This is a genomic window from Dyella agri, assembly GCF_044904705.1.
Classification (GTDB): Bacteria; Pseudomonadota; Gammaproteobacteria; order Xanthomonadales; family Rhodanobacteraceae; genus Rhodanobacter_A; species Rhodanobacter_A agri.
In genome coordinates, this window is sequence record NZ_JADIKL010000003.1 from 57,879 (window position 1) to 84,137 (window position 26,259).

20 protein-coding genes are annotated in these 26,259 nt (G+C 67.3%); 15 read left to right on the forward strand and 5 right to left on the reverse strand.

Translation table 11 applies throughout. The annotated features are described in order from the left end of the window. Positions 1-12 precede the first annotated feature (12 nt). Complete coding sequence (gene glnE, locus ISP14_RS06240; RefSeq protein ID WP_404537253.1) at positions 13-2,862, reverse strand: bifunctional [glutamate--ammonia ligase]-adenylyl-L-tyrosine phosphorylase/[glutamate--ammonia-ligase] adenylyltransferase; 2,850 nt, start codon at positions 2,860-2,862, stop codon at positions 13-15. 303 nt (positions 2,863-3,165) lie between these two features. On the opposite strand from glnE, the gene ISP14_RS06245 reads away from it, so the two are divergent. Together ISP14_RS06245 and ISP14_RS06250 are read left to right on the forward strand one after the other, a co-directional pair. Continuing rightward, complete coding sequence (locus ISP14_RS06245; RefSeq protein WP_404537255.1) at positions 3,166-5,055, forward strand: LTA synthase family protein; 1,890 nt, start codon at positions 3,166-3,168, stop codon at positions 5,053-5,055. 500 nt (positions 5,056-5,555) lie between these two features. Further along, positions 5,556-6,056 (forward strand): GTP-binding protein, encoded by a 501-nt coding sequence (locus ISP14_RS06250; protein ID WP_404537815.1) that lies wholly within the window; start codon positions 5,556-5,558, stop codon positions 6,054-6,056. A gap of 149 nt (positions 6,057-6,205) precedes the next feature. Here ISP14_RS06250 and groL read toward each other — a convergent pair whose 3' ends face one another. Beyond that, positions 6,206-7,849 carry a chaperonin GroEL gene (gene groL, locus ISP14_RS06255; protein ID WP_404537257.1) on the reverse strand — a complete coding sequence of 548 codons (1,644 nt, stop codon included), beginning with the start codon at positions 7,847-7,849 and terminating at the stop codon, positions 6,206-6,208. Between the two features lie 118 nt (positions 7,850-7,967). Further along, a complete protein-coding gene (gene groES, locus ISP14_RS06260) occupies positions 7,968-8,261 on the reverse strand; it encodes a co-chaperone GroES (RefSeq protein WP_049623107.1) in 294 nt (97 codons plus the stop codon). A 342-nt stretch (positions 8,262-8,603) separates the two neighbouring features. Between groES and cutA the strand changes: the two genes are divergently transcribed. From cutA to purH, 10 genes are all read left to right on the forward strand, one after another. Next, positions 8,604-8,930: a divalent-cation tolerance protein CutA gene (gene cutA / locus ISP14_RS06265; RefSeq protein ID WP_404537259.1), complete on the forward strand. Its 327-nt coding sequence runs from the start codon at positions 8,604-8,606 to the stop codon at positions 8,928-8,930. Between the two features lie 67 nt (positions 8,931-8,997). Further along, the gene (locus ISP14_RS06270; protein WP_404537261.1) at positions 8,998-11,220 is read left to right on the forward strand and encodes a protein-disulfide reductase DsbD family protein; all 2,223 of its coding nucleotides are present in this window, start codon (positions 8,998-9,000) and stop codon (positions 11,218-11,220) included. 58 nt (positions 11,221-11,278) lie between these two features. Then, complete coding sequence (locus ISP14_RS06275; protein WP_404537263.1) at positions 11,279-11,857, forward strand: peroxiredoxin family protein; 579 nt, start codon at positions 11,279-11,281, stop codon at positions 11,855-11,857. 146 nt (positions 11,858-12,003) lie between these two features. Continuing rightward, a complete protein-coding gene (aroQ, locus tag ISP14_RS06280) occupies positions 12,004-12,447 on the forward strand; it encodes a type II 3-dehydroquinate dehydratase (protein ID WP_404537265.1) in 444 nt (147 codons plus the stop codon). A 60-nt stretch (positions 12,448-12,507) separates the two neighbouring features. Further along, complete coding sequence (accB, locus tag ISP14_RS06285; protein WP_404537267.1) at positions 12,508-12,960, forward strand: acetyl-CoA carboxylase biotin carboxyl carrier protein; 453 nt, start codon at positions 12,508-12,510, stop codon at positions 12,958-12,960. Between the two features lie 10 nt (positions 12,961-12,970). Then, the gene (gene accC / locus ISP14_RS06290) at positions 12,971-14,335 is read left to right on the forward strand and encodes an acetyl-CoA carboxylase biotin carboxylase subunit (protein ID WP_404537269.1); all 1,365 of its coding nucleotides are present in this window, start codon (positions 12,971-12,973) and stop codon (positions 14,333-14,335) included. Positions 14,336-14,481: 146 nt separating this feature from the next. Beyond that, the gene (prmA, locus tag ISP14_RS06295) at positions 14,482-15,381 is read left to right on the forward strand and encodes a 50S ribosomal protein L11 methyltransferase (RefSeq protein ID WP_404537271.1); all 900 of its coding nucleotides are present in this window, start codon (positions 14,482-14,484) and stop codon (positions 15,379-15,381) included. 117 nt (positions 15,382-15,498) lie between these two features. Further along, a complete protein-coding gene (locus tag ISP14_RS06300) occupies positions 15,499-16,353 on the forward strand; it encodes a zinc-ribbon and DUF3426 domain-containing protein (protein ID WP_404537273.1) in 855 nt (284 codons plus the stop codon). 223 nt (positions 16,354-16,576) lie between these two features. Then, entirely contained in the window at positions 16,577-16,864 is a 288-nt protein-coding gene (locus tag ISP14_RS06305) for a helix-turn-helix domain-containing protein (RefSeq protein WP_404537275.1), read from the forward strand. An 87-nt stretch (positions 16,865-16,951) separates the two neighbouring features. Beyond that, positions 16,952-18,562: a bifunctional phosphoribosylaminoimidazolecarboxamide formyltransferase/IMP cyclohydrolase gene (purH, locus tag ISP14_RS06310; protein WP_404537277.1), complete on the forward strand. Its 1,611-nt coding sequence runs from the start codon at positions 16,952-16,954 to the stop codon at positions 18,560-18,562. Positions 18,563-18,624: 62 nt separating this feature from the next. On the opposite strand, the gene ISP14_RS06315 is transcribed toward purH, so the two are convergent. Next, positions 18,625-19,626: a bile acid:sodium symporter family protein gene (locus ISP14_RS06315; RefSeq protein ID WP_404537279.1), complete on the reverse strand. Its 1,002-nt coding sequence runs from the start codon at positions 19,624-19,626 to the stop codon at positions 18,625-18,627. Between the two features lie 113 nt (positions 19,627-19,739). Further along, positions 19,740-20,282, reverse strand: a complete 543-nt coding sequence (locus ISP14_RS06320) for a DUF2782 domain-containing protein (protein WP_404537280.1) — start codon at positions 20,280-20,282, stop codon at positions 19,740-19,742. A gap of 93 nt (positions 20,283-20,375) precedes the next feature. On the opposite strand from ISP14_RS06320, the gene polA reads away from it, so the two are divergent. The 3 genes from polA to ISP14_RS06335 all read left to right on the forward strand — a co-directional run bounded on the left by polA (position 20,376) and on the right by ISP14_RS06335 (position 26,224). Next, positions 20,376-23,153 (forward strand): DNA polymerase I, encoded by a 2,778-nt coding sequence (gene polA / locus ISP14_RS06325; RefSeq protein ID WP_404537282.1) that lies wholly within the window; start codon positions 20,376-20,378, stop codon positions 23,151-23,153. Between the two features lie 537 nt (positions 23,154-23,690). Then, on the forward strand, positions 23,691-23,909 hold the full coding sequence (locus ISP14_RS06330; protein WP_404537284.1) for a hypothetical protein: 219 nt from the start codon (positions 23,691-23,693) through the stop codon (positions 23,907-23,909). A gap of 26 nt (positions 23,910-23,935) precedes the next feature. Next, the gene (locus tag ISP14_RS06335; protein ID WP_404537286.1) at positions 23,936-26,224 is read left to right on the forward strand and encodes a DNA helicase II; all 2,289 of its coding nucleotides are present in this window, start codon (positions 23,936-23,938) and stop codon (positions 26,222-26,224) included. Positions 26,225-26,259: the final 35 nt, after the last annotated feature.

Genomic DNA, 26,259 nt, shown 5'->3' on the forward strand with positions numbered 1-26,259 from the left:
ACGCTTTTGCGCTCAGTCGAACGCGAAGCCCAGCGCCCGCGTAACCTCGATCACCTTGCTGCACAGAGTCTCCAGCACGCTGTCGCGCGGTGCGATGCGCGGGCGCGCATCCAGCGTGCAGACCAGCGAGCGCTGCAACAGGCCCGCATGCGCGGCCGCCAGCACGGACGATTGCGCTGCGTCGAGCAGGCCCGCATCGCGGCAGGCGGCAAGCAGCGCGGCAGTGGCGGTGACACCCAACAGAGCGGGATGCCGCGCGGCATGCGCCAGCACCAGTCCCTGCAGCGCAAATTCGATGTCGAGCAAAGCACCGCGACCTTGCTTGAGATCGAGCTGGCGTTCGTCGGAGCGATCGCGCTCGGCACGCCAGCGTCGGCGCATCTGGCTCACTTCGTCGAGCACCGTCGTGCGCTCACGTGGCGCGCCGAGAATGTCGCGCCGCACCGCGGACAGTGCGGCGCCCAACCCAGCATCGCCGGCCACCGGACGGGCGCGCAGCAGAGCCTGGTGTTCCCAGGTCCATGCACGGCTCTGCTGGTAGGCAATGAAGGCATCGAGGCTGCCCACCAGCAGACCTTTGGAGCCGTCCGGCCGCAACCGCGTGTCCACCTCGTACAAGCGCCCGGCGCGGGTGGGTATGGTGAGCCAGTTCATCACGCGCTGGGCGAGACGCTGGTACCAGCGTGCGCCTTCGATCGGCCGTGCGCCGTCGCTCATTGCTTGCGCACGCCGGCCGTCGTAGACGAACACCAGGTCGAGATCGGAGGCGAAGCCGAGTTCCTCGCCGCCGAGGCTGCCATAACCAAGCACCGCGAAACCGGAACCCTCGCCCGGCAGGCGGCCGTGCTGGGCGACCAGCTCGCGCTCGGCCAGCGCGGTGACTGCGCCCACCACCGATTCCGCCAGCGCGGCGAGACGGCGCGCGGTAGCGGCGGCATCGGCGCGGCCATCGTTGAAGGCAAGGCCGAGGCGGAACGCGGTGGAGGACTGGAACTCGTTGATACGCTCCAGTTCGGCCTCGGCCTCGCGTTCTTCCAGCGTGGACAGCACGCGGGCGATCTCGGCGCCGATGTCGGCGCGCTTCAGCGGCAACTGGTCGATGCGCGGATCGAGCACGTCGTCGAGCAGCAGCGGTTGCGCGATCACTTGTTCGGCCAGCAAGGCGCTGTCGGCGAACAGTGCGACCAAGCGTTTGCGCGCGGCGGGCTGCTCCTCCAGCAGGGCGAGATAGGACGAGCGCCGCGCCACCGCCTGGGTCAATCGACACAGGCGCAGCAGGCAGGGCGCCGGCGCCACGCTGCCGCGTGCGGCGGCGATCAGCTGCGGCATCAGGTGATCCAGCCGTTCGCGCGAACGCACCGACATCGCGCGCACCGCGCCGCCCTGCGGCAGCTTGGCGAGAGCGTCGGCCACTTCCGCGCCCGGCACGAATCCGCTGGCCTCCAGCGTTCCGACCTCCAGTGTTCCGGCACAGGCCGCCTGCCACAGCGCCGCATCCGCCGCCGGCACGCGGACGTCGCGCCCGCCCTGCGGCATCAGCACGGCGGCGAACTCGGTGGCGACGATCTCGCGGTGCTTCGCCAGCGCTGCAGCCAGCGGCTCCCACGCCGGCCAGTCCAGCCCTGCGGCGATGCGCTCGCGGCTCAAGGCGTCGTCGGGGATGTCGTGGGTCTGAGCGTCGCGCAGCATCTGCACGCGGTTCTCCAGCCGACGCAGGAACACGTAGGCCTCGCGCAAAGCCTTGGCGCGCATCGCGGGAATGTGGCCGCGCGCTTCGCACGCGGCCAGCGCCGGCAGCAGGCCGCGCACGCGCAGAGAGGGTTCGCGGCCGCCGCGGATCAGCTGGGTGAGTTGCACGATGAACTCGATCTCGCGGATGCCGCCGGAACCGAGCTTGAGGTTGTCCGAGAGATCCTTGCGCGCCACCTCGGCGTCGATCAGCGCCTTCATCTCGCGCAAGCCGGCGAATGCGGTGTAGTCGAGGTATTTGCGATAGATGAAGGGCCGCAACAACTCCTGCAGCCGCTTGCCGGCAGCGCGGTCGCCGGCCACCGGGCGCGCCTTGATCCACGCATAGCGCTCCCAGTCGCGGCCCTCGCGCTGGTAGTACTGCTCCATCGCCGAGAACGACAGCGCCAGCCGCCCCGCGTTGCCGAACGGCCGCAGGCGCAGGTCGACGCGTGCGCAGATGCCGTCCACCGTCGGCTCGTTGAGCAGGCGCACCAGTTGCCGGCCCAGCCGTACGAAGTACTCGCCGTTGTCGAGTACGCGCGCACCGTCGCTCTCACCGCCGTGCGGGTAGGCCAGCACCAGGTCGATGTCAGAGGAGAAATTGAGCTCGGCGCCGCCCAGCTTGCCGAAACCCACCACCACCAGCCGCTGCCGTTCACCCTCGCGACTGCGCGCATGGCCATAGCGCGCAGCGAATGCGCGTTCGGACCAGCCCAGCGCCGCCTCCAGCAACGACTCGTACAGCACGCTGGTGGCGGACAGAGTCTCCGGCAGCTCGTCCAGCGCGTTGACGTCGCGGAACACCAGTCGCAGCGCCTCGGCGTGACGGAAGCGGCGCAGCGCGGCCAGCGTCTGCACTTCGTCTTCCGGCAGTCTGAGCGCGTCGATGCGTGCCGCGGCATCGGCGTTCGAACGCAGGCGTTCCAGCCCCGCGGGCGACAGCAGCGCCGGCTGCCCACGCCAGGCCTCGAATGCGAAATCGCTGGCGGCCAAGGTGCGACGGATGCGCTCGGCCACGCCAGCGTCGTCGTGCAGGGGGACGCCGGCCGCGCGGCACCGGGCGGCCAGCTCGGCATAGCGGTCGTCGACCAGGGCGCGCAGTGCGGAGGATTCGTGGGCGGAAACAGGCATCGGGCCATTGTGCCGCAGCCGGGGCACGGATCGGCAGGCGCGCCGGTGCACCTTGACCGGGCTGACGCGTTGCAGGAGGGCTCCCCCGCCGGTTGCGGCCCGCCCCACGGCGAACAATCGATTCATGTCATCCTGATTACTGTTCCTTTGCAATCATCCCTGATCCCGGGAATCAAATCGGCAGCCATCCATGGCCGCACCCTTCGATTTCCTCGCAATCACCCCTGATTGCGAGAATCAAACGGGCGGTCGTTCATGGCCGCACTGTTCAATATCCATGACAACCGAGCCCCCGGTTCCGCCATGCCCCCATCTGCTGTCCCCGTACTTCGCCGCACGGCACCGCGCATCGCCCTGATCCTGGCGATGACGCTGGTCTTCGTGCTGCTCACCGGCTTGCTCGACGGCGGCATGGGCGTGTTGCCGCTGCGCCTGCTGGACCAGCCGCGCTTCCCCATCGCCAATGCATGGCCCGGCCTGCTGTTTGCCGGTCTGTTGCTGGTGATGACGCGCCGGCTGTTGCTGTCGTTCGGACTGGCCTACCTGCTGCAGGGGCTGCTCTACGGCATCAGCACGCTGAAGGCGGCGAACCTCGGCACGCCACTGTTGCCAGCGGATTTCCGCATGGCGGGCCAATTGCGCAAAGGCGGGTTCCATCTCTTGGCCGGCTACCTGCCGCACAGCCCATGGCCGTACTTGGCGATGATCGCCGGTGTGTTGATCCTGATCGCGATGTGGCGGCTGGAGCCGCCGCTGTTCGAGCGCCGCACCGGCGGCAAGCGCCTCCTGGCCGGCGGCGTGCTGGCGCTGCTGCTGGGCAGCCTGCTCGGTGGCTGGAGCGGCTGGGCCAAGATCTACAACAGCCGCGTGCTGTGGCTGGAGCCGTGGTCGGCCGCTTCCACCCGCGTGCATTCCGGCCTGTTCAGCGAGCTGGTGATGTTCCACCTGCAGTACGGCCAGCAGAAGCCGAAACCCGATCACGCCGTCGCCGAACAGCTGATCGGCCAGTCCGCGGACGCGCTGCGCCAACACCTGCAGACGCCGAACGCCGCTGTGCTGCCTGACATCGTGGTGATCCAGAGCGAATCGTTCTTCGACCCGCGCATCATGAAGGGCTACGCGAACGACGACCTTACCCCCAACCTGCACCGGCTGGCCCAGCACGGCATCAGCGGCGCACTGCACGTGCCTACCTTTGGCGGCGGCACCATCCGGACCGAGTTCGAAATGCTCACCGGCTTGTCGCTGCGCTATTTCGACAACCTGCAGTTTCCCTATCTGCAGATCGGCCGCAAGCCGCTGCCCAGCCTCGTCCATGTGCTGGACGACCATGGCTACGCCACGGTGGCGGTGCATGGCAACGATCCCACGTTCTGGAACCGCGATACCGCGTTCAAGACACTGGGCTTCCAGCACTTCGTCTCGCAGTCCGCGTTCCCGCCCGATGCGCCGAACGACGGCAAATACATGGCCGACAGCGCGATGACCGACGAGATCATGCGCCAGCTCAAGGACAGCGGGCCGCCGCAGTTCGTCTTCGCGATCAGCATCGAGGCGCACGGTCCCTACGACGTGGAGCCGAAGGACACCGCCGCCCGCGACGCGATCGCGGTGCCCGCCGGCATCGAAGGCAAGGACAAGCGGGAGCTGCAGACCTACCTCTACCACATGCAACACGCCGACCAGGAACTCGGCCGGCTCGCCGCATGGCTGGCCAAGCGCCAGCGCTCCACCTTGCTGCTGTTCTACGGCGACCACCTGCCCGCGCTCACCGACAGCTACCGCATCGACGGCTTCGTCAACGGACAGGACATGCTCGCGCAAGCCGGCACCTGGCTGCTGGTCGATCCGCACGCCACTGGCCAGGCCGTGCACGAAGACACCGCTGCATGGCTGCTGCCTGGCAGGTTGCTCGCGGCCGCCGGCATCCACGACGATCCCTACTACACGCTCACCGAGCTGATTGGCCCGTCGCTGGCCACGCTCACCCGCGCCCCCGGCGCCCCGCAACCGGACGAAGACGCCGCCACCCAGAAGCTCGACCAGTCCATGGCCAGCGTCGAGCAGCTACGCATGACCCGCAAGCTGCAAGCCTTGCTGGCAAAAGTGGTGGGGACAACAGCTGCGCCGACAACCGCCTCTGCCGCCAGCCAGGCATCCGCGGTCGCCGCGCCGGCAACCGGGGTGCATTGAGTTCCAATCCATCCGGAATCAGCTGACACCGCCACGCTGCATCGGGTTTACGCTTGCCAGCGCACCAGGGGATTTCTCGTGCGTGATCTGCAGGGCCATGCCCTGCTCCCGCACATGCGCACGTCGCTTTTAAGAGTTTTCCTATTTCGAGCAAGACCTTGGTCGATTAGCTTGGAGCGCACCAGACGAAACGCGCGCTCCACCTTTTCCCCGGATGTGCCGGTCCATCGGTCCTGCGGTTGGAGCCGCTCCCGTCGTGCTGCCTTGCAGAAGCAGAAACCGCTTCGGCCATGGCACGCATGCCAAGGATTGCCCCAGTGCCAAGAACCAAAACAAGAAACAACGAAATGCGGCAGGGCATGCCGAGCCACATCTGGAGTCCGGCAAGTGTCCGCCCTCGCAATACCACCGCTCCCAGCCTGGAGCCAGTCGTGCAAGAGCTCCCGGATTGCGACGCCAGCAGCGGCTGTTTCGAGCACAAACTGGTATTCGTCGGCAACATGGAATCCGGCAAGACCACGGTCATCGAGTCCCTTTCCGACGTCGCCCCGGTGAGCACCCGGATGCCGGTGGGCATCGGCCAGGCGGAGGCAAAGTTCACGCTGGACTACACCACCGCCAGGCTGGACGACGGAGAGCTGCTGCACATCCACGGTGTTCCCGGGCAGCGGCACCTGGACTTCATGTGGCCAATGGTCTGCGATGGCGCCACCGGCGTACTCGTCCTGGTGAATGCCTGCGACCCGCAACGGCTCGCCTACACCACATCGATGCTCGATGAATTTTCCCATCTGGCGCCGGGCGCCAGCTTTACCGTCGGCGTGACGCGCAGCGACCTCGCCCCCGAATTCCGGCTGGATGCGTTCCGCGCCGCCCTGGTCGCGGAAGGATTCCGCCTGCCCGTGGTGAAGGTCGATACCCACGAGCCGGCGCAGATCCGCTTCCTCGTCAAGATACTTCTGTCGGGCAGTCGCGCCAGCAGGGCATGGCCAAGCGCCTGATCCAGCGACGCCCAGCCTTTCGCACAACCCCACGAAAAAACCCCGCCGAAGCGGGGTTTTTTCGTGTTGCGCCGCTCTTGGCGAGCGGTGCGGCCATGGATGGCTGCATGTTGGCCGGCGCCATCGGATCGACGGTGCCGACGGGGGCATCAGAAATCCATGCCGCCCATGCCGCCCATGCCACCGGGGGCGCCGCCGTGGTTGTGCTCTTCCTTCTTCGGCAGCTCAGCCACCATCGCTTCGGTGGTGATGGCGAGGCCCGCCACGGAGGAGGCGTACTGCAGCGCCGAACGGGTGACCTTGGTCGGGTCCAGGATGCCGAACGCGATCATGTCGCCGAACTCGCCGGTGGCGGCGTTGTAGCCAAAGTTGCCCTGGCCTTCCTTGACCTGGTTGACGATCACGGACGGCTCGGCGCCGGCGTTGAACACGATCTCGCGCAGCGGCGCTTCCAGCGCACGACGGGTGATGGCGATGCCGAGGTTCTGGTCCTCGTTGTCGCCCTTCAGGCCTTCGATCGCCTTCAGCGAGCGGATCAGCGCCACGCCGCCGCCCGGCACCACGCCTTCTTCCACCGCCGCACGGGTAGCGTGCAGGGCGTCTTCCACGCGGGCCTTCTTTTCCTTCATCTCGACTTCCGTCGCGGCGCCAACCTTGATCACCGCCACGCCGCCGGCCAGCTTGGCCACGCGCTCCTGCAGCTTCTCGCGGTCGTAGTCGGAGGAGGTCTCCTCGATCTGCGCCTTGATCTGCTTGATACGGGCCTGGATCTTCTCGGCTTCGCCGGCACCGTCGATGATGGTGCTGTTTTCCTTGGTGACCACGATCTTCTTGGCGCGGCCCAGATCGGCCACGGTGGCCTTCTCGAGCTGCAGGCCCACTTCCTCGGAGATCACCTGGCCGTTGGTCAGGATGGCCATGTCTTCCAGCATCGCCTTGCGACGATCACCGAAGCCCGGCGCCTTGACGGCGGCGACCTTGACGATGCCGCGGATGGTGTTGACCACCAGGGTGGCCAGCGCCTCGCCTTCCACTTCCTCGGCGACGATCAGCAGCGGCTTGCCGGCCTTGGCCACGCCTTCGAGCACGGGCAGCAGCTCGCGCACGTTGGAGATCTTCTTGTCGTAGAGCAGGATGAACGGGTCTTCCAGCTCGACCTGCTGGCTCTGCTGGTTGTTGATGAAGTACGGCGACAGATAGCCGCGGTCGAACTGCATGCCCTCGACCACGTCCAGCTCGTTCTCCAGGCCCGAGCCTTCCTCGACGGTGATCACGCCTTCCTTGCCGACCTTCTTCATCGCCGTGGCGATGATGTCGCCGATGGCGCTGTCGGAGTTGGCGGAGATGGTGCCGACCTGGGCGATCGCCTTGTCGTCGGCGGTGGGCTTGCTGAGGTTCTTCAGCTCGGCCACAGCGGCGATCACGGCCTTGTCGATGCCGCGCTTCAGGTCCATCGGGTTGATGCCGGCGGCAACGGCCTTCATGCCTTCGCGAATGAACGCCTGGGCCAGCACGGTCGCGGTGGTGGTGCCGTCACCGGCGTTGTCGGAGGTCTTCGAGGCGGCTTCCTTGACGATCTGCGCGCCCATGTTCTCGTAGGCGTCGGCCAGCTCGATCTCCTTCGCCACGGACACGCCGTCCTTGGTGACGGTGGGGGCGCCGAAACTCTTCTGGAGCACGACGTTGCGGCCCTTCGGGCCCAGGGTGACCTTGACGGCGTTGGCGAGCGTGTTGACGCCCTTCAGGATGCGCGAGCGGGCGTCTTCGCCGAAGCGGACTTCTTTAGCGGCCATAAAATTTTTCCTTGAAAAATTTTGAAATTAGGTACGGGCAATCTTGCGAAAGGGGTGCGGGAAGGAGCCGAAGGCGACTGGCGTGCGCGCTTTCCGCGCTCGGCCAATCAGCGGTCGATCAACCCTCGATGACCGCCACGATGTCGTCTTCCTTCAGGAAGACCAGCTCTTCGCCGTCGATCTTGATTTCCTGGCCGGCGTACTTGCCGAACAGCACCACGTCGCCTTCCTTCAGGCTCATCGGACGGACGTTGCCGTCTTCCAGGATGCGGCCGGTACCGGCGGCGATCACCTTGCCGCGGGTGGGCTTCTCGGTGGCGCTGTCGGGGATGACGATGCCGCCGGCGGAGACGCGCTCCTCTTCCAGGCGCTTGACGATGACGCGATCGTGCAGCGGACGCAGTTTGCTCATGGGTGGCTCCCAAGCTAGGTGGTGGAATGTGGTTTGAGGACTGACAGGCCGGCCCGGGAGACCGCTGTTAGCACTCGCCATAGATGAGTGCCAATTCTAGCGATGCAAGCCCTCGCTGCAAGTGCGGCGTGTGCGACATCACCCGATTCGACCCTTAGGACAGCGGATGGGGTGGACTCAGGCCGCTTTCAAGAGCCCTCCACCATCGAAATCCGCCTGATGCCCCATGCGTCCGACCGGCAGCACCTGCAGTGCACTAAGCTGCCCCGCTTGCGACCCAGCCCTCATTTGCCCGGCGCCATGCCCGAGGGGGTCTGTAGGATTTCGACATCGATTGCCGCCATGCCCGACTCCGCCATCCTGCTTTGCCTTTGCACCTGCCCCGACGCCGCCAGCGCGCAGCGGCTGGCCGAGACGCTGGTGGGCGAGCGACTGGCCGCCTGCGTCAACCGCGTAGCGGGTGTGCTCTCCACCTACCGCTGGCAAGGCGAGGTGAGTACCGACAGCGAAGAGCTGCTGCTGATCAAGACCACGGCCGGGCGTCTCGATGCACTCAAGGCGCGTCTGTTGGAACTTCATCCCTACGAACTGCCCGAACTGATCGCGCTGCCGGTGGAGCGCGGCCATGCCGCCTATCTGGCGTGGGTGCGGGCGAACGTCGCGCCGTGAACCTTGCCGGCATCCAGTCGTCATAATGACCGTCTCGCCCCCGCAGCGTCGCTTGGCCGGAGTCGTGATGCCGAAGATCTTCCACCGAACCCTGCTGACGGGCCTGCTGTTCGCCCTGCTGGCGGCGCTGGCCCCTGCAACGTACGCGCAGACGCAGGACGACAACATCCTGCCGGTGACCGAGGCCTACAAGCTCAGCGCAGATGCGGGCACGCCCGGCACGCTCAAGCTGCACTGGACGATCGCGCCGGACTACTACCTTTATCGCGGCCGCATGAAGTTCACCGCCGGCCCCGGCGTGACGCTGGGCGAGGCACAACTGCCACCCGGCGAGAAGCACGACGACCCCTATCTCGGCCCGGTGGAGACCTACCACCACGGCGTGGACGCCGGCCTGCCCTACACCGTGGCGCCGGGCACCACCCGCCTGCAGCTGAGCGTGCAGTACCAGGGCTGCCACGAAGTGGAGCCGAAGATCTGCTACCCGCCGCACACCGAACACCTCGACTTGCCGCTGCCCGCCAGCGCGGCGACGGGCACGACGCCGCCTGCGGGCGGCAATAGCGCCCTGGCCGCGGCGCTGCTGCAGGCGGGTGGCGCGGCATCCTTGCCGCTGCCGCCGGAACAGGCCTTCCGGCTCACCGCGCTGGCGCAAGACTCGCAGCACCTGCTGCTGCGCTGGACGATGCCGAAGGACTATTACGTCTACCGCGACCATATCGCGCTGCGCCTGAAGGACGCGGAAGGCCTCAAGCTCGCCGCGCCCGCGTGGCCGACCGGCGGCGTGGTGCACCAGGATGCACAGCTTGGCGCAGTGACGGTGTATTTCGGCAACCTCGAACTGCCGGTAGCGGTCGAGGGCGACATCGCGGAACGCCGCCAGCTCACGCTGGAAGCCAGCTTCCTCGGCTGCCAGGACGGCGGCGTGTGCTATCCGCTGATCACGCGTGACATGACCGTGGACCTGCAAAGCGGCACCGCGGCGAGCGGCGTGACCGTGCCCGGCGCGCCCGCGGCCGCCGGTGCGGGTGCTGCCGCGAAGGCGGCCCCACCCGCCGAAACGCTGCCGGGCGGCCCGATCCAGACCAGTCTGTTCGCCGCGCTGCTGCTGGCTCTGGGTGGCGGCCTGGTGCTCAACCTGATGCCTTGCGTGCTGCCGGTGCTGTCGATCAAGGCCGTGGGCCTGCTGGAAAGCGGCGAGAACCCCGCGCGCCGGCGCCGCCACGCGCTGGCCTATACCGCCGGCGTGCTGACGAGCTTCGTCGCGCTGGGCCTGGCCATCCTCGCGCTGCGCTCGGCCGGGCACGCCCTGGGCTGGGGCACGCAATTGCAGCAGCCGCTGCTGGTGGCGGCCCTGGCCTGCGTGATTTTCGCGCTAGGCCTTTCGATGTCCGGCGTTGTGCAGTTCGGCGCCTCGCTGGGCAATGCGGGTGCCGCGCTGGCAAATCGCGGCGGCGTGGTCGGCGACTTCTTCACCGGCGTACTCGCCGTGGTGGTGGCCAGCCCTTGCACCGCACCGTTCATGGGCAGCGCGCTGGCCTATGCTTTCGCCGCACCGGCGTTCAGTGCGCTGCTGGTGTTCTTCATGCTCGGCGTGGGCCTGGCCCTGCCCTTCCTCGCCGTTGCCTTCGTTCCCGCACTGGCGCGCTGGCTGCCCAGGCCGGGGCGCTGGATGGAAACGCTGAAGCAGGTGCTGGCCTTCCCGATGTATCTCACTGCGGCATGGCTGGCCTGGGTCCTTGCCAACCAGCGCGGCGCCGATGCAGTGGGCCTGCTGCTGGTGGCGATGGTGCTGCTGGCGCTGGCACTGTGGTGGTTCGAACGCAGCCGCGGGCGCGGCCCGCTGCACCACACACTGACCGCCTTGCTGGCGCTGGCTGCGCTGGCGCCGCTGTACCTGCTGGCGCAGGTGCCGGCCACGGCTAAAACCTTGGCGACCCGGGACGGTACAGTGCCCTATAGCGCCGCGAAGCTGGCCGAACTGCGCGCCGCCAACACCCCGGTGTTCGTGGACATGACCGCCGACTGGTGCATCACCTGCAAAGCCAACGAGCACACCGTGCTGGACGGCGCGGCATTCCGCGCCACGCTCGAACGCACCGGCGCGATCTACATGAAGGGTGACTGGACCAACGAAGATCCTGCGATCACCACCTTCCTGCAGCAATACCACTCGCCGGGCGTGCCACTGTATGTGGTGTTTCCGAAGGGTGGCGGCGAAGGGCGGCAACTGCCTACGGTACTGACCTCGTCGCTGGTGACGCGGGCGCTGGAGGAAGCGGCACGGTGAACGGGATACGCATCGGCCTGGCCGCGGACCGGCTCGTCCGGGCAGGAAATGCGCCGGCATGCTGAGCCGCGACAACCTCGTCATTCTTGGCATCGCCGTACTGGCCGCCGCACTGGGCGGATGGCTGCAGCACGAGAGCCGGCTGGCGCACGTCCCCGCTGGGGCGACGGTGGCACAGCTTGGCGAAGCAGCCCCTGCGCTGGAACTCCCGGACCTGCAGGGACGCGTGCATAGTCTGGCCGATTACCGGGGCCGCCGGGTGCTGTTGAATTTCTGGGCCAGCTGGTGCGGTCCGTGCCTGGACGAGCTGCCGGCGCTGGACCGTACCCAAGCCAAGTTCGGCGATCAGGGGACGATCGTGCTCGGTATTGCGATGGACGAGCCTCTGCGGGTTCGCGCCTTTCTTGCCGACCATCCCCTGCATTTCCCGGTCCTGCTGGGCCAGATGGAAGCGCCCAGCACCTCGCTGCGCTGGGGCGATAGCGGCGAAATGCTGCCTTACAGTGTGCTGATCGGGACCGATGGGCGCGTGATCGCCACACATTGGGGCCCGCTGGATACCGCCACGCTCGAAGATTGGTTTACGGGAAGCATGCCCCGGGATGGCCACTCATCCGATCCTCGCGCACAGGGATGACCGCAAAAGCAATGCATACGTCAGCGCACGGAGAGTGACGCACTTCTCCTTGGAACATCGCCGAACTGCGCCGAACTGGACAACATCCGCAACAGCGCGCACACTGCGCGCGTTCCGGGTCATCCGGACGCCGTCGAAGGTATGGTGTGGCGAAGATCCTGGCTCTGCACGGACCCAATCTCAACCTGCTGGGCGCACGCGAACCCGCCATCTACGGCCGCGACACGCTGGCCGACATCAACGGCCGGCTGGCCGCGCAGGCGCAGGCTGCCGGGCATGAACTCAGCTGGTTCCAGTCCAACGCCGAGCATGAGCTGATCGGCCGCGTGCAGCAGGCGCGGGACGAGCAGGTGGCGATGATTCTGTGCAACGCCGGCGCCTTCACCCACACCAGCATCGCCCTGCGCGACGCGTTCGCCGCGGTGGCGATTCCGCTCATCGAAGTGCATCTCTCCAACGTGCACGCACGCGAGCCGTTCCGGCACCACTCGTACCTGGCCGACATCGCGGTCGGCGTGATCTGCGGCTTCGGTGCCGACAGCTACCGGCTGGCGCTGGAAGCGGCGATCGCCCGGCTGGCGGCCCATTGACCTCTGTTTTCCCTTTCCCGTCGCCCGCAGGCGGCGTCACGACATAAAGAAGGCCACCCCATGGATCTGCGCAAGATCAAAAAGCTGATCGACCTGCTCGAGGAGTCCAACCTCGCCGAACTGGAAATCAAGGAAGGCGAGGAAGTGGTGCGCCTGTCGCGCGTGCCCAAGGGCAGCATGGCCGCCCCCGCTCCGGTCGCCGTGGCACCCGCGCCCGTTGCCGCCGCACCCGCTCCCGCCGCAGTCGAAGCAGCCCCTGCCGCCGACGCCCTGCCGGCCGGCCACGTGGTGAAGGCGCCGATGGTCGGCACCTTCTATGCCTCGGCGACGCCGGGCGCGGCCGCCTTCGTCAAGGTGGGCCAGCAGGTGAAGGCCGGCGAGACGCTGGGCATCATCGAGGCCATGAAGATGTTCAACCAGATCGAGGCGGACGTCTCCGGCACCATCCAGGCGATCCTGGTCGAGAACAGCCAGCCGGTCGAATTCGACCAGCCTATGTTCGTGATTGGCTGAGGCCACGCGAATGCTAGAAAAAGTCCTCATCGCCAACCGCGGCGAAATCGCGCTGCGCGTGCTGCGCGCGTGCCACAGCCTCGGCATCAAGACGGTGGCGGTACACTCCACCGCCGACCGCAACCTCAAGCATGTCGGCCTCGCCGACGAGGCAATCTGCATCGGCCCAGCGCCGTCGGCCGAGAGCTACCTCAACATCCCGCGCATCATCGCCGCGGCGGAAATCTCCGACGCGCAGGCGATCCACCCGGGCTACGGCTTCCTCTCCGAGCGTGCCGACTTCGCCGAGCAGGTGGAGCAGTCCGGCTTCGTGTTCATCGGCCCGACCGCGGACGTGATCCGCCTGATGGGCGACAAGGTGGAAGCGATCCGTGCAATGAAGTCCGCAGGCGTGCCCTGCGTGCCCGGCTCCGGCGGCCCGCTGGGCGAGGACATCGAAGAAAACCTGCGCATCGCGCGCGAGATCGGCTACCCCGTCATCATCAAGGCGGCCGGCGGCGGCGGCGGCCGCGGCATGCGCGTGGTGCGCACCGAGGCGCACCTGGGCAACTCCATCGTGATGACCAAGCAGGAGGCCAAGGCGGCCTTCGGCAACGATCAGGTGTACATGGAGAAGTTCCTGGAGAATCCGCGCCACGTGGAGATCCAGGTGCTGGCCGACGGCCAGGGCAACGCCATCCACCTCGGCGAGCGCGACTGCTCGATGCAGCGCCGCCACCAGAAGGTGGTGGAGGAAGCGCCCGCCCCCGGCATCACGCCGGAGCTGCGCGCCGAAATCGGCAAGGTCTGCGTGGACGCCTGCGTCCGCATCGGCTATCGCGGCGCCGGCACCTTCGAGTTCCTGTTCGAGAACGGCCGCTTCTACTTCATCGAGATGAACACCCGCATCCAGGTGGAGCACCCGGTGACCGAGCTGATCACCGGCGTCGACCTGGTGCGCGAGCAGTTGCTGATCGCCGGCGGCGAGAAGCTGTCGATCAAGCAGGAAGACATCCAGATCCACGGCCACGCGATCGAATGCCGCATCAATGCCGAGGACCCCGACAGCTTCCTGCCCTGCCCCGGCACGGTGAAGCGTTTCGAAGCGCCCGGCGGCCCTGGCGTGCGTGTGGACACCCATTTGTACGACGGCTATCGCATCCCGCCGAACTACGACTCGATGATCGGCAAGCTGATCGTGCACGGCCCGGACCGTGCCACCGCGATCGCGCGCATGCGCCTCGCGCTCGCCGAGACGGTGATCGAGGGCGTGAAGTGCAACATCCCGCTGCAGCAGCGCATCATGGCCGATGTGGGCTTCCAGCACGGCGGCCAGAACATCCACTACCTCGAGAAGCGGATGGCCGAGCAGAAGGAAAAGGGCGTGGGCCACTAAGGCCCGCCCCTCGCCGAGAAGAGGATGGGGGCGAGCGATCGGGGCCTGCGACTAGCCCCGATCAACACCCGCTCACCCACGCTTCATTGCCAGAACACCCCTCACTCCGACCCGCGCCCCAACGAAAGCGGGAGTGGACTTCCACCATGCCCTTCCTCGAACTCTCCCTCACCGCCCGCCTCGAACAGCAGCCCCGTGTGGAGGAAGCGCTGGAGGATCTCGGCGCGCTGTCGATCACTTTGCGCGACGCCGACGCCGAAACGCCCGACGAGCAAGCGATCTTCGAACCTGGCGTGGGCGAGTTGCCGTTGTGGCCGACGATCACCCTGAACGCGTTGTTCGACGAGCACGCCGACCGCCGCGGCCTCGCCGCCGCGCTGGGCGAGCTGCTGCCCTGGCTGGAGCCGGACCAGCTCGACTTCCGCATAGTGGAAGACCAGGACTGGGAGCGCGTGTGGATGGACCAGTACCAGCCGATGCTGTTCGGCCGGCGGCTGTGGATCTACCCGTGGAACATCGAACCGCCGGCGGACGACCAGCAGGTGGTGGTGCGCCTCGATCCCGGCCTCGCCTTCGGCAGCGGCACCCATCCCACCACGGCACTGTGCCTGGAGTGGCTGGACGGCCTCGAACTCGCCGGGAAGTCGGTGATCGATTACGGCTGCGGCTCGGGCATCCTCGCCATCGCCGCGCTCAAGCTCGGCGCCGCCAGCGCAGTAGGCGTGGACAACGATCCACAGGCGCTGGTCGCCTCGCAGGACAATGCGGAGCGCAACGGCGTGGCCGAGCGCCTCGCGCTGTACCTGCCCGAGGACCACGTGGCTGATCCGGCCCAGGTGTTCGTCGCCAACATCCTCGCCGGACCGCTGGGCGAACTGGCCCCGGTCTTCGCCGCTGCCGCGAAGCCTGGCGCCCCGTTCGCGATCTCCGGCATTCTCGACGGCCAGCAGGACGAACTGCTGGCGCGCTACGCCGAATGGTTCGACGCGTTGTGCGTGGACATGTGCGACGGCTGGGTGCGCATCAGCGGCCGTCGACGCGACTGAGCCGTCTGTCGGCGCCTGTTCGATGCCGCCGCATGGCGGCCGCGGCGAGCCAACGCGGGCTATGCGGAGATTGCGAACAGGCTCTAAGCTTGCAGCTCGTTCACCGCAGCGTCGCGCATGTATACGCAATGCCCCGAATGCCTGTCCGTGTTCTCGCTCGGTGCGCAAGCGCTGGTACAAGCGCACGGCTACGTGATGTGCGGGCATTGCGGCGCCGGCTTCGACAGCCTCGCCACACTCGCCGAACAACTGCCGCCGGAACCGTTCCAGGAACTTCCGGTGAACGAGCAGGCGCTGGTACCGCCGCGCATCGAACTGGTGGTGTATCGCCCGCAGCCGCCTGCGCCCGAGCCCGTCGTGGTGGCGGAGCCGGCGACGACGCCTGAGGCGTCTTCCGAAGATTTTTCGCAACTGGTATTCACGCCGCGTTTCGCGAAAGGTTCGCGCCAGCGCAAGCCGCGACGCGCCGAGCGTGCACGCCGTGCGCGACACGATGCCGCGCGGCCGCGACGCTGGCCATGGTTACTGGTCTGCACGACGCTCGCGCTCGCGCTCGCGTGCCAGCTGGCGTGGGTCGGTCGCGACAACCTGGTCCGCAATCCGCTGTTTGGCGGCGGGTTGCGCGGCGCCTGCGACGTACTCGGCTGCAGCCTGCCGCTGGTCGCCGCACCGCAGCAGCTGCATCTGCTCGCCAGCAATGTCGAAAGCCATCCCAATGCCGCGCACGCGCTGATGATCAGCCTCAGCCTGCGCAACGAAGCTACGTTCGCACAGCCCTGGCCGGTCGTGGTGGTCACCTTGTCGGATGCGCAAGGCCATCGGTTGACGATGCGTCGCCTGCTGCCTTCGGATTACCTGGACGACCCCACCGTCCTGCGCCGCGGACTTGCGCCTGGCGCCACCACGGCGCTGCTGCTGGAGGTGCAGGACCCCGGCGACCAGGCGGTCGCCTACGAATTCGGCTTCGAGTAACGCGCCACCCATCCCTGTACCGCCGGCGGCATCGCGCGCAACAGGGACGCAAGTGCCTGGACCTGTCTGTTTGCTACACACAGCACTTAAAATTCGTGGCCCGCGCGGGTAGACTTCGCCCTTCCGCACATCGCCACCGGTATGTACGGGGGACCGCCGACGCGGTCGCGGACGACAATCAGAAGCAGCGGCCCAAGCAGCCGCGCAGCACATACAGAGGGAAATGTCAGTGAATGCCGTGAGATTGCCAGCCACCGAAGCCACCCGTGCGGTCGCTTCGCAGAGTGCGCTGAGCGAATGCGTCAGCCGCACCGTGCGCCGCTATCTCGCCGACCTCGGCGATGCCGACTGCGGTGAAGGCCTGCATGCGCTGGTGATCCGCGAAGTGGAAGGCCCGCTGCTGCGCGAAGTGCTGGCATTCCACGACGGCAACCAGAGCCGCGCCGCCGTGGCGCTGGGCATCAACCGCGCCACGCTGCGCAAGAAGCTGGCCGCGCACGGCTTGCTGTAACACCCCCTCTTCGCCGTTTGGCCGTCCAAACGGCGGCCGCACCCCGGACTCGGCTATAATCTGCGGCTTTCCCGCCTGGAAGCCGCCATGTCCGCCCCCGCTGTCGCCCCCGTCCGCCGCGCCCTGCTCAGTGTTTCCGACAAGACCGGCCTGATCGAACTGGGTCGCCGCCTTGCCGCCAAGGGCGTGGAACTGCTTTCCACCGGCGGCAGCGCCAAGGCGCTGCGCGAAGCCGGCATCCCGGTGAAGGACGTCAGCGAACTCACCGGCTTCCCCGAGATCATGGACGGGCGGGTCAAGACCCTGCATCCCAAGGTTCACGGCGGCCTGCTCGGCCGGCGCGGCACCGACGACGCGGTGATGGCCGAGCTGGGCATCGAACCGATCGACCTGCTGGTGCTGAACCTCTATCCGTTCGAAGCCACTGTCGCCAGGCCTGATTGCACGCTGGAGCAGGCGATCGAGAACATCGACATCGGCGGCCCCGCGATGCTGCGCTCGGCGGCGAAGAACTGGAACGACGTGGGCGTACTCACCTCGCCCGGCCAGTACGAAGACGCGATGGCCGAGATCGAACAGCACGGCGGCCTCAGCCGCGCGACCCGCTTCAAGTTGTCGGTCGCTGCGTTCAACAACGTTGCCAGCTACGACGGCGCGATCAGCGACTATCTCTCGGGCCTCAAGCTCGACGATTCCCACGATGCGATCGCCGGCCACGAAGCCTTCCCTGCCCAGGCCAACGGCCGCTTCGTCAAGCTGATGGACCTGCGCTACGGCGAGAACCCGCACCAGCAGGCCGCGTTCTACCGCGACCTGTACCCGGCGCCCGGCACGCTGGCCACGTTCCGCCAGCTGCAGGGCAAGGAGCTCTCGTTCAACAACATCGCCGACGCCGACGCCGCGTGGGAATGCGTGCGCAGCTTCGTCAAACCCGCCTGCGTGATCGTGAAGCATGCCAACCCCTGCGGCGTGGCAGTGAGCCTGGACGGTATTGGCAAGGCCTATGACCTCGCCTACCAGACCGACCCCACCTCGGCCTTCGGCGGCATCATCGCGTTCAACCGCGAACTGGACGGCGCCACCGCGCAGGCGATCGTGTCGCGGCAGTTCGTCGAGGTAGTGCTGGCGCCGTCGTACAGCGACGAAGCGCTCAAGGCATTCGCCAAGAAGGGGAACGTGCGTGTGCTGGAGATCCCGGTGCCGCCGGGCACCGACCTGGTCGCCGCGCTTCCCGGCGACAACGTCAAGCGCGTCGGCTCGGGCCTGCTGATCCAGACCGCCGATACCGGCATGGTCACCGCCGCCGACCTGAAGATCGTAACCAAGCTGGCGCCCACGCCCGCGCAGATCGACGATCTGATCTTTGCGTGGAAGGTGGCGAAGTTCGTGAAGTCCAACGCCATCGTCTATGCGAAGGACCGCCAGACCATCGGCATCGGCGCCGGCCAGATGAGCCGCGTGTACAGCGCGAAGATCGCCGGCATCAAGGCCGCCGACGAGAAGCTGGAAGTGCGCGGCTCGGTGATGGCGTCGGACGCCTTCTTCCCGTTCCGCGACGGTATCGACGCAGCGGCCGCCGCCGGCATCAGCGCCGTGATCCAGCCCGGCGGCTCGATGCGCGACGCCGAGGTGATCGCCGCCGCCGACGAACACGGCATGGCGATGGTGTTCACCGGGATGCGCCACTTCCGGCATTGATCGTGGCATCTCCCTCTCCCCTCGGGGAGAGGATTGGGTGAGGGGCCGGGTTTGCCCCCGCCTCAATCCGCCGGCGCCACATCCCCCTCGTCCGCCGACATCGCCACACTCCGCTGTGCGTACTGCTTCGCCAGCACCGCGCACACCATCAACTGCATCTGGTGGAACAGCATGATCGGCAGCACGATCATGCCCAGCGGATGGCCGGCGAACAGCACTTTGGCCATCGGCACGCCACTGGCCAGGCTCTTCTTGGAGCCGCAGAACACGATGGTGATCTCGTCTTCCTTGCCGAAGCCCAGCGCACGCGCGCCGCAGCGTGTCACCAGCAGCGCCAGCGCCAGCAACACCGCGTTGACCACCAGCAATCCGCCCAGCACCGGCAGCGGCACCTGTCGCCACAAGCCCTGCAGCACCGAGGCGCTGAATGCGGTGTACACCACCAGCAGGATCGAACCTTGGTCGACCAGGCCGACCAGCGGACGGTGCCGCTGTACCCAGCCGCCGATCCAGCGCTGCGCCACCTGCCCCGCCACGAACGGCACCAGCAGCTGCAGCACGATCTCACCCACCGCATGCCACGACATGCCGCCTCCGCCATGCGACTCCAGCATCGCGCCCACCAGCAGCGGCGTGACGAAGATGCCTAACAGGCTGGAAGCCGAAGCCGCGCACACTGCAGCGGAGACGTTGCCGCGCGCGATCGAGGTGAACGCGATCGACGATTGCACCGTGGACGGCAGCGCACAGAGAAACAGCACGCCCAGATACAGCCCAGGCGTCACCAGCGCCGCCAGTACGGGGCGCAGTACCCAGCCCAGCAGCGGAAACAGCGCGAAGGTACTGGCCAGCACGGCGAGATGCAGCCGCCAATGGGTGATGCCCGCAAACACCGCCGTCCGCGACAACTTGGCGCCGTGCAGGAAGAACAACAACGCGATCGCCGCATCGGTGAGCCAACCGAACACGGTGGCCCAGCTGCCGCGGCAAGGCAGCACGCTGGCCAACAGCACGGTCAGCAGCAGCGCGCAGGTGAAGCGATCGGGCAGGTAACGGCGGAACATGCGGGACACCAGCAACGAGTAGCGCTTATTGCAGCGGGGCCTCCGGGGCAAATCAATCCCGCAGCCCGCGCGCTTTCATCACGCCCACGACGCGTCGCCGCGCCCATCCCGGCTCAACGACTGCCGTCGCTCTGCGCGCCGTTGTCGGACTCGGCAGGCTTCTTGCTGCCGCCCCACTCCAGGATCTTGTACATCACCGGGCGCACCGGCGGCGCCCCCTCGGTGGCGCTCATCACGCCGTTCCGGTCCACCATGTAGGTGTAGGAAAGACCGTTCTTCTGGGTGACCACCACCATGTAGACGCGGCCGCCGCGGCGGTATTCCTGGTACACCGCATCGCCCTCGGTATGCACGGTGACATCGTCCGCCGGCGAACTGGATTGGGCGGCCTGCGGCGCACGCTTGTCGCCCGGCATCGCGGGCAACGGGATCGGCTTGCCGGGCAAGGGCGTCGCGGTGACCTCGGCGGGCGTGCTGCCGCTGGTGCCCGCGGGCGCCGGCTGGGCGGGCGGCGCCACCGCCTTCACGCCCGGATCGTTCATGCCGGGCGGTGGCGGCACCGGCGCGAATTTCGGCGGCTGCGCGCTGGTGGATTGCGCGCAAACCGGCAGCGCGACGAAGGCAGTGAGGGCAAGCAGGCAGGCGGCAGGTTTCATGACGGCGACCTCATTGGGGGGCCGAAGCATAACAGTGTGCCCGCTGCCCGCCCGTGAACCGCGACATCGCGCGCCGCATGCCAGAATGGGCGCATGCCCAAGCTCATCCTGATCGACGGTTCCTCCTACCTGTATCGCGCCTTCCACGCGCTGCCCCCGCTGAGCAATGCGCACGGCGAACCCACCGGCGCTTTGTTCGGTGTGGTCAACATGCTGCGCGCCACGCTGAAGGCACGTCCGGAATACGTCGCGTTCGTCAGCGACGCCTCCGGCCCCACTTTCCGCGACGCGATGTACGAGCACTACAAGGCGAACCGCCCGCCGATGCCGGACGACCTGCGCGCGCAGATCGAACCGATGCTGGCAATCGTGGGTGCGCTGGGCTTCCCGATCCTGCGCATAAAAGGCGTGGAAGCAGACGACGTCATCGGCACACTTGCCTTGCAGGCGCAGCAGGCCGGTATCGAGGTGGAGATCTCCACCGGCGACAAGGACATGGCCCAGCTGGTCGGCCCCGGCGTCACCCTGGTCAACACCATGACCAACACCACGATGGATCGTGAAGGGGTGATCGAGAAATTCGGCGTGCCGCCCGAACGCATCATCGATTACCTCACCCTGGTCGGCGATACCGTGGACAACGTGCCCGGCGTGCCCAAGTGCGGCCCCAAGACCGCCGCGAAATGGCTGGCCGAATACGACTCGCTCGACGGCGTGGTCGCCCATGCCGATCAGGTGGGCGGCAAGATCGGCGAAAGCCTGCGCGCTGCGCTGCCACAATTGCCGCTGTCGCGCGCGCTGGTGACGATCAAGACCGACGTGACGCTGGAGCAGGGCCCTACCGATCTCGCGCTGCGCGAACCCGACGCCGCCGCGCTGCGCGAGCTGTACGCGCGCTACGAATTCAAGGCGGCGCTGAAAGATCTCGACGCCGCTGCAGACGCCTCGCTCCCCTCTCCCCCCGGGAGAGTGATTGGAGGTGAGGGTACGACGGCGCCGCGCGCTCCAGTCGAATCCTCACCCAAACCTCTCCTGCAAGGCGAGCACGGCTTCGACCTCGCCGCGCCCGGCGCCTACGAGCTCGTCACTACGCAAGCACAACTCGACGCCTGGCTGGAAAAACTGCAGGACGCGCCGCTGATCGCCTTCGATACCGAGACCACCAGCATCGACCCGATGCAGGCCGACATCGTGGGCTTGTCGCTGGCGGTGGAACCCGGCAAGGCCTGCTACGTCCCGCTGGCGCACGACTATCCCGGCGCACCCGCGCAGCTGCCGCGCGATGCGGTGCTCGCCGCGCTCAAGCCGGTGTTCGAGGACGTCAGCCGGCCCAAACTGGGCCAGCACGCAAAGTACGACATCAACATCCTGTCCCACTACGGTATCGCGGTACAGGGCGTGCGCCACGACACCATGCTCGAATCCTACGTGTGGAACGCCACCGCAACGCGCCACGACATGGATTCGCTGGCGAAGAAGTACCTCGGCTACGACACCGTGAAGTACGAGGAAGTGGCTGGCAAGGGCGCGAAGCAGATCCCGTTCTCGCAGGTAGACCTGGACACCGCCTGCCGCTACGCCGCCGAGGACGCCGACATCACTTTGCGCCTGCACCACGCGCTGTGGCCGCAGCTGGAGAGCGTGCCCAGCCTGCGTTCGGTCTACGAAAACATCGAGATCCCGCTGATACCCGTGCTGGCCGGCATGGAGCAGCGCGGCGTGCTGATCGACGTGGACGAACTGCGTCGGCAAAGCCAGCAGCTCGGCAAGCGCATGCTGGAACTGCAGCAGCAGGCCTACAAGGAAGCCGGCCGCGAGTTCAACCTCGATTCGCCCAAGCAGCTGCAGGCGATCCTGTTCGACGAACTTGGCCTGCCCGCCCGGCTCAAGACGCCCACTGGCCAGCCCTCGACGAATGAAGAGGCATTGGAGGCGATCGCGGATGCGCATGCGCTGCCCAAGCTGATCCTCGACTACCGCGGCCTGGCCAAACTGCGTTCCACCTATACGGACAAGCTGGCCGGCACGGTCAACCCGCGCACCGGCCGCGTACACACCAGCTACCACCAGGGCGCGGTGGCCACCGGGCGCATTTCCTCTACCGATCCGAACCTGCAGAACATCCCGGTGCGCACCGAAGAAGGCCGCCGCATCCGCCAGGCCTTCATCGCGCCACCCGGCTGGAAGGTGATGGCGGCGGACTATTCGCAGATCGAACTGCGCATCATGGCCCACCTCTCCGGCGACGAGGGCCTGCTGAAGGCTTTCCATGAAGGCGGCGACGTGCACCGCGCCACTGCCGCCGAGGTGTTCGGCCTCAAGCCCGAAGAAGTCACCGCCAACCAGCGCCGTGCCGCCAAGGCGATCAACTTCGGACTGATGTACGGCATGAGCGCGTTCGGCCTCGCCCGCCAGCTCGGCATCGACCGTGGCGAGGCCAGCGACTACATGGCGCGCTACTTCGCCCGCTACCCCGGCGTACACGCCTTCATGGAAGCCACTCGCACCCAGGCGCACCGCGACGGCTACGTGGAGACCATCTTCGGCCGCCGCCTGTACCTGGAGAACCTGCAGTCCCGCAACCAGGCCCATCGCGCCGGCGCCGAGCGCGCCGCGGTGAACGCCCCGATGCAGGGCAGCGCCGCCGACATCATCAAGCGCGCGATGATCGCCGTGGCCGCTTGGCTGCGAAACCGCGACGACGCCCACATGCTGATGCAGGTGCACGACGAACTGGTATTCGAAGTGCGCGCCGATACGGTTGACGAGGTGCGCGAAGCGGTGCAGCAGCGCATGCAAGGCGCGGCGGAACTGGCCGTGCCGCTGCTGGTCGACGTGGGTGTGGGAGCGAACTGGGACGAGGCGCACTGAGGCGGGGCGCACCCAGTTGTTGGGTTTCCGTGAAATGAATCGGGCCTGACTTTTTTGCCCCGGTGGTAGAACTTTTGCGGATTCGCGCGTTCTCAATCATCGGATGCACGCAACGGCATCCATGGCTGGTCACCTCCCTGGACAGCCACCCGGACGCGGAACCTCTCCCCTGGGCATCCGCCTCCACCGGCCCCGAAGGCACCCCCTGGCCTTCGGGGCCTTTTTTTGTGGGTGTATTCGTGCACTCGTCTCTGGGTGCAGGACAAGATCGAAAAGCGGCCATCCATGGCTGCACCGTTTGGTTTGAGCACCCGTCCCTGGGTGCAGAACAAGATCGAAAAGCGGCCATCCATGGCCGCACTGTTTGGTTTGTGCACCCGTCCCTGGGCGCAGAACAAGATCAAAAAGCGGCCATCCATGGCCGCACTCCTCATAGAGAGCTGCTTTGTCTTGAGTGTCGTGACCAGGCGATCCTGCACTTCATCTGCACGGACCGTCCCGGCATACTCGAAGCCTGTTCCACCGCTGGAAGAACCCATGCGTTTCGCACTGATCGTCGTTGGCCTCGTCCTGCTTGTCGCGGGCCTGTGGGTGGTCTTCGGCCACGGCAGCTACCAGACCACCGACACCCTGGTGCAACTCGGTTCGGCCAAGATCACCGCCACGCACGACAAGGCCTTCCCGCAGTGGCTGGGTATCGCCGGCATCGCGGTGGGCGCCTTGCTGGCGCTGGGCGGCATTTTCAGGAAGGGCTGAGCGCGGCAACCGTTACAATCGGTGCGATGGATGTCTCGCACCTGATCGACTCGCTCAACGACGCGCAACGCGAAGCCGTCTGCGCCCCGCCCGGCCACTACCTCGTCCTCGCTGGCGCCGGCTCCGGCAAGACCCGCGTGCTCACCCACCGCATCGGCTGGTTGATGCAGGTAGAGCACGTGCCGCCGTGGGCGATCCTCGCCGTCACCTTCACCAACAAGGCTGCGGGCGAGATGCGCGCGCGGCTGGAAAGCCTGATCCCCGGTGGCACCCAGGGCCTCACTGTGGGCACCTTCCACGGCATCGCGCATCGCCTGCTGCGCCGGCACTGGCGCGAAGCGGGCCTGCCGGAGGGCTTCCAGATCCTCGATGCCGACGATCAGCAGCGGCTGGTGAAGCGCGTGATCGCCGGACTCGGCCTGGACGAGGCGAAATTCCCGCCACGCCAGGCCACCTGGACCATCAACGGCTGGAAGGACGAAGGCAGGCGCCCCGACGGCATCGAGCACCGCGACCACCCGGTCACGCATACCCTGGTGCGCATCTACCAGGCCTACGAGGACGCGTGCCGCCGCGCCGGCCTGGTCGACTTTGCCGAACTGCTGCTGCGCGCGCACGAACTGTGGCTGAAGAACCCCGCTGTGCTGGAGCATTACCAGAACCGCTGGCGGCATCTGCTGATCGACGAGTTCCAGGACACCAACACCTTGCAGTACGCGTGGATCCGCGTGCTGGCCGGCAACGCCAGCAAAGTCTTCGCCGTGGGCGACGACGACCAGTCGATCTACGGCTGGCGCGGCGCCCGGGTAGAGAACATGCAGCAGTTCCTCAAGGACTTCCCCGGCGCACGCACGATCAAGCTGGAGCAGAACTACCGCTCCACCGCCACCATCCTGAAGGCCGCCAATCAAGTCATCGCACGCAACGGCGGCCGCCTCGGCAAGAACCTGTGGACTGACGGCGGCGAAGGCGAACGCATTTCGCTGTATGCCGCCTACAACGAACAGGACGAGGCGCGCTTCGTGATCGAGCGCATCCGCGAATACATCGCCGAGCACGGCAACGCCAGGGATTGCGCGATCCTCTACCGTTCCAACGCGCAGTCGCGCAACTTCGAGGAACAGCTCACCCAGCGCAACATCCCCTACCGCGTCTACGGGGGCCAGCGCTTCTTCGAGCGCGCCGAGATCAAGGACGCGCTGGCTTACCTGCGCCTCACCGCCAACCGGCATGACGACGCCTCGTTCGAGCGCGCCGTGAACACGCCGCCGCGCGGCGTCGGCGACCGCACGCTGGACGTGCTGCGCCGCCGCGCCCGCCACGACGGCAGCTCGCTGTGGGAGGCCGCCCTCGGCGAACTCGCCGGCAGCGAACTGGCCGGCCGCGCCAAGAACGCGGTGAAGGGCTTCCTCGCGCTGATCGATGGCATGGCCCGCGACTTTTCTCCCTCTCCCCGCCGGGGAGAGGATCGGGGTGAGGGGCTGGACTTGCCGGAAGCCCCCTCTTCTCCCGAATCCTCACCCCCGACCCCGCTCCTGCAGGGAGAGGGGAGCCAAGGCCTACCCCTCGCCGAGCAGATCGACCATGTGCTCAGCCACACCGGCTTGCGCGACCACTACGAGAAGGACAGCCGCGGCAACGGCGAGGCACGCATCGAGAACCTGGACGAGCTGGTCAACGTGGCCAGCCGCTTCGAGCGCACCCAGGAAGACATCGACGCCGGCCTGGGCGAGCTCGCCGCCTTCCTCTCGCACGCCGCGCTGGAAGCCGGCGAGGGCCAGGGCGAAGCCTGGGACGATTGCGTGCAGCTGATGACGCTGCACTCCGCCAAGGGCCTGGAGTTTCCGCTGGTGTTCCTGGTCGGGCTGGAAGAAGGCCTGTTTCCCAGCCAGCGCTCCACCGAGGACGAGGGCCGGTTGGAAGAGGAACGCCGGCTGGCCTACGTGGGCATCACCCGCGCCCGCGAACGCCTCGTCATCAGCTACGCCGAATCGCGCCGCATGCACGGCACCGAGATGCTGGCCCGCCCCTCGCGCTTCCTCGCCGAGATGCCCGCCGAACTGATCGACGAGGTGCGCCCCCGCGTGCAGGTGAGCCGACCGCTCTACAGCGGCGCCAGCCGCTACATCGACCACGCGCCCCTGCAGGAGGATCTGCCGGTCAGACTCGGCCAGCGTGTCAGCCACCCCAGCTTTGGCGAAGGCGTGGTGATCAGCGCCGAAGGCAGCGGCGCGCACACCCGGCTGCAGGTGAATTTCGAGGCGGCGGGGAGCAAGTGGCTGGTGGCGGCGTATGCGAATCTCACGCCTTTGTAGACCATGCCGATTCCCGGCAGCGGACCGGGGCGCGC

What these genes read in the sequence shown, in the direction of transcription:
- purH (WP_404537277.1), top strand. Translation starts at nt 16,952, where the DNA reads ATGTCCGCCCCCGCTGTCGCCCCCGTCCGCCGCGCCCTGCTCAGTGTT.
- ISP14_RS06250 (WP_404537815.1), top strand. Translation starts at nt 5,556, where the DNA reads ATGGAATCCGGCAAGACCACGGTCATCGAGTCCCTTTCCGACGTCGCC.
- groL (WP_404537257.1), bottom strand. Translation starts at nt 7,849, where the DNA reads ATGGCCGCTAAAGAAGTCCGCTTCGGCGAAGACGCCCGCTCGCGCATC.
- polA (WP_404537282.1), top strand. Translation starts at nt 20,376, where the DNA reads ATGCCCAAGCTCATCCTGATCGACGGTTCCTCCTACCTGTATCGCGCC.
- ISP14_RS06245 (WP_404537255.1), top strand. Translation starts at nt 3,166, where the DNA reads ATGCCCCCATCTGCTGTCCCCGTACTTCGCCGCACGGCACCGCGCATC.
- glnE (WP_404537253.1), bottom strand. Translation starts at nt 2,862, where the DNA reads ATGCCTGTTTCCGCCCACGAATCCTCCGCACTGCGCGCCCTGGTCGAC.
- ISP14_RS06275 (WP_404537263.1), top strand. Translation starts at nt 11,279, where the DNA reads ATGCTGAGCCGCGACAACCTCGTCATTCTTGGCATCGCCGTACTGGCC.
- ISP14_RS06305 (WP_404537275.1), top strand. Translation starts at nt 16,577, where the DNA reads ATGTCAGTGAATGCCGTGAGATTGCCAGCCACCGAAGCCACCCGTGCG.
- ISP14_RS06315 (WP_404537279.1), bottom strand. Translation starts at nt 19,626, where the DNA reads ATGTTCCGCCGTTACCTGCCCGATCGCTTCACCTGCGCGCTGCTGCTG.
- ISP14_RS06330 (WP_404537284.1), top strand. Translation starts at nt 23,691, where the DNA reads ATGCGTTTCGCACTGATCGTCGTTGGCCTCGTCCTGCTTGTCGCGGGC.
- ISP14_RS06300 (WP_404537273.1), top strand. Translation starts at nt 15,499, where the DNA reads ATGTATACGCAATGCCCCGAATGCCTGTCCGTGTTCTCGCTCGGTGCG.
- accC (WP_404537269.1), top strand. Translation starts at nt 12,971, where the DNA reads ATGCTAGAAAAAGTCCTCATCGCCAACCGCGGCGAAATCGCGCTGCGC.
- accB (WP_404537267.1), top strand. Translation starts at nt 12,508, where the DNA reads ATGGATCTGCGCAAGATCAAAAAGCTGATCGACCTGCTCGAGGAGTCC.
- ISP14_RS06270 (WP_404537261.1), top strand. Translation starts at nt 8,998, where the DNA reads ATGCCGAAGATCTTCCACCGAACCCTGCTGACGGGCCTGCTGTTCGCC.
- prmA (WP_404537271.1), top strand. Translation starts at nt 14,482, where the DNA reads ATGCCCTTCCTCGAACTCTCCCTCACCGCCCGCCTCGAACAGCAGCCC.
- groES (WP_049623107.1), bottom strand. Translation starts at nt 8,261, where the DNA reads ATGAGCAAACTGCGTCCGCTGCACGATCGCGTCATCGTCAAGCGCCTG.
- cutA (WP_404537259.1), top strand. Translation starts at nt 8,604, where the DNA reads ATGCCCGACTCCGCCATCCTGCTTTGCCTTTGCACCTGCCCCGACGCC.
- ISP14_RS06335 (WP_404537286.1), top strand. Translation starts at nt 23,936, where the DNA reads ATGGATGTCTCGCACCTGATCGACTCGCTCAACGACGCGCAACGCGAA.
- ISP14_RS06320 (WP_404537280.1), bottom strand. Translation starts at nt 20,282, where the DNA reads ATGAAACCTGCCGCCTGCCTGCTTGCCCTCACTGCCTTCGTCGCGCTG.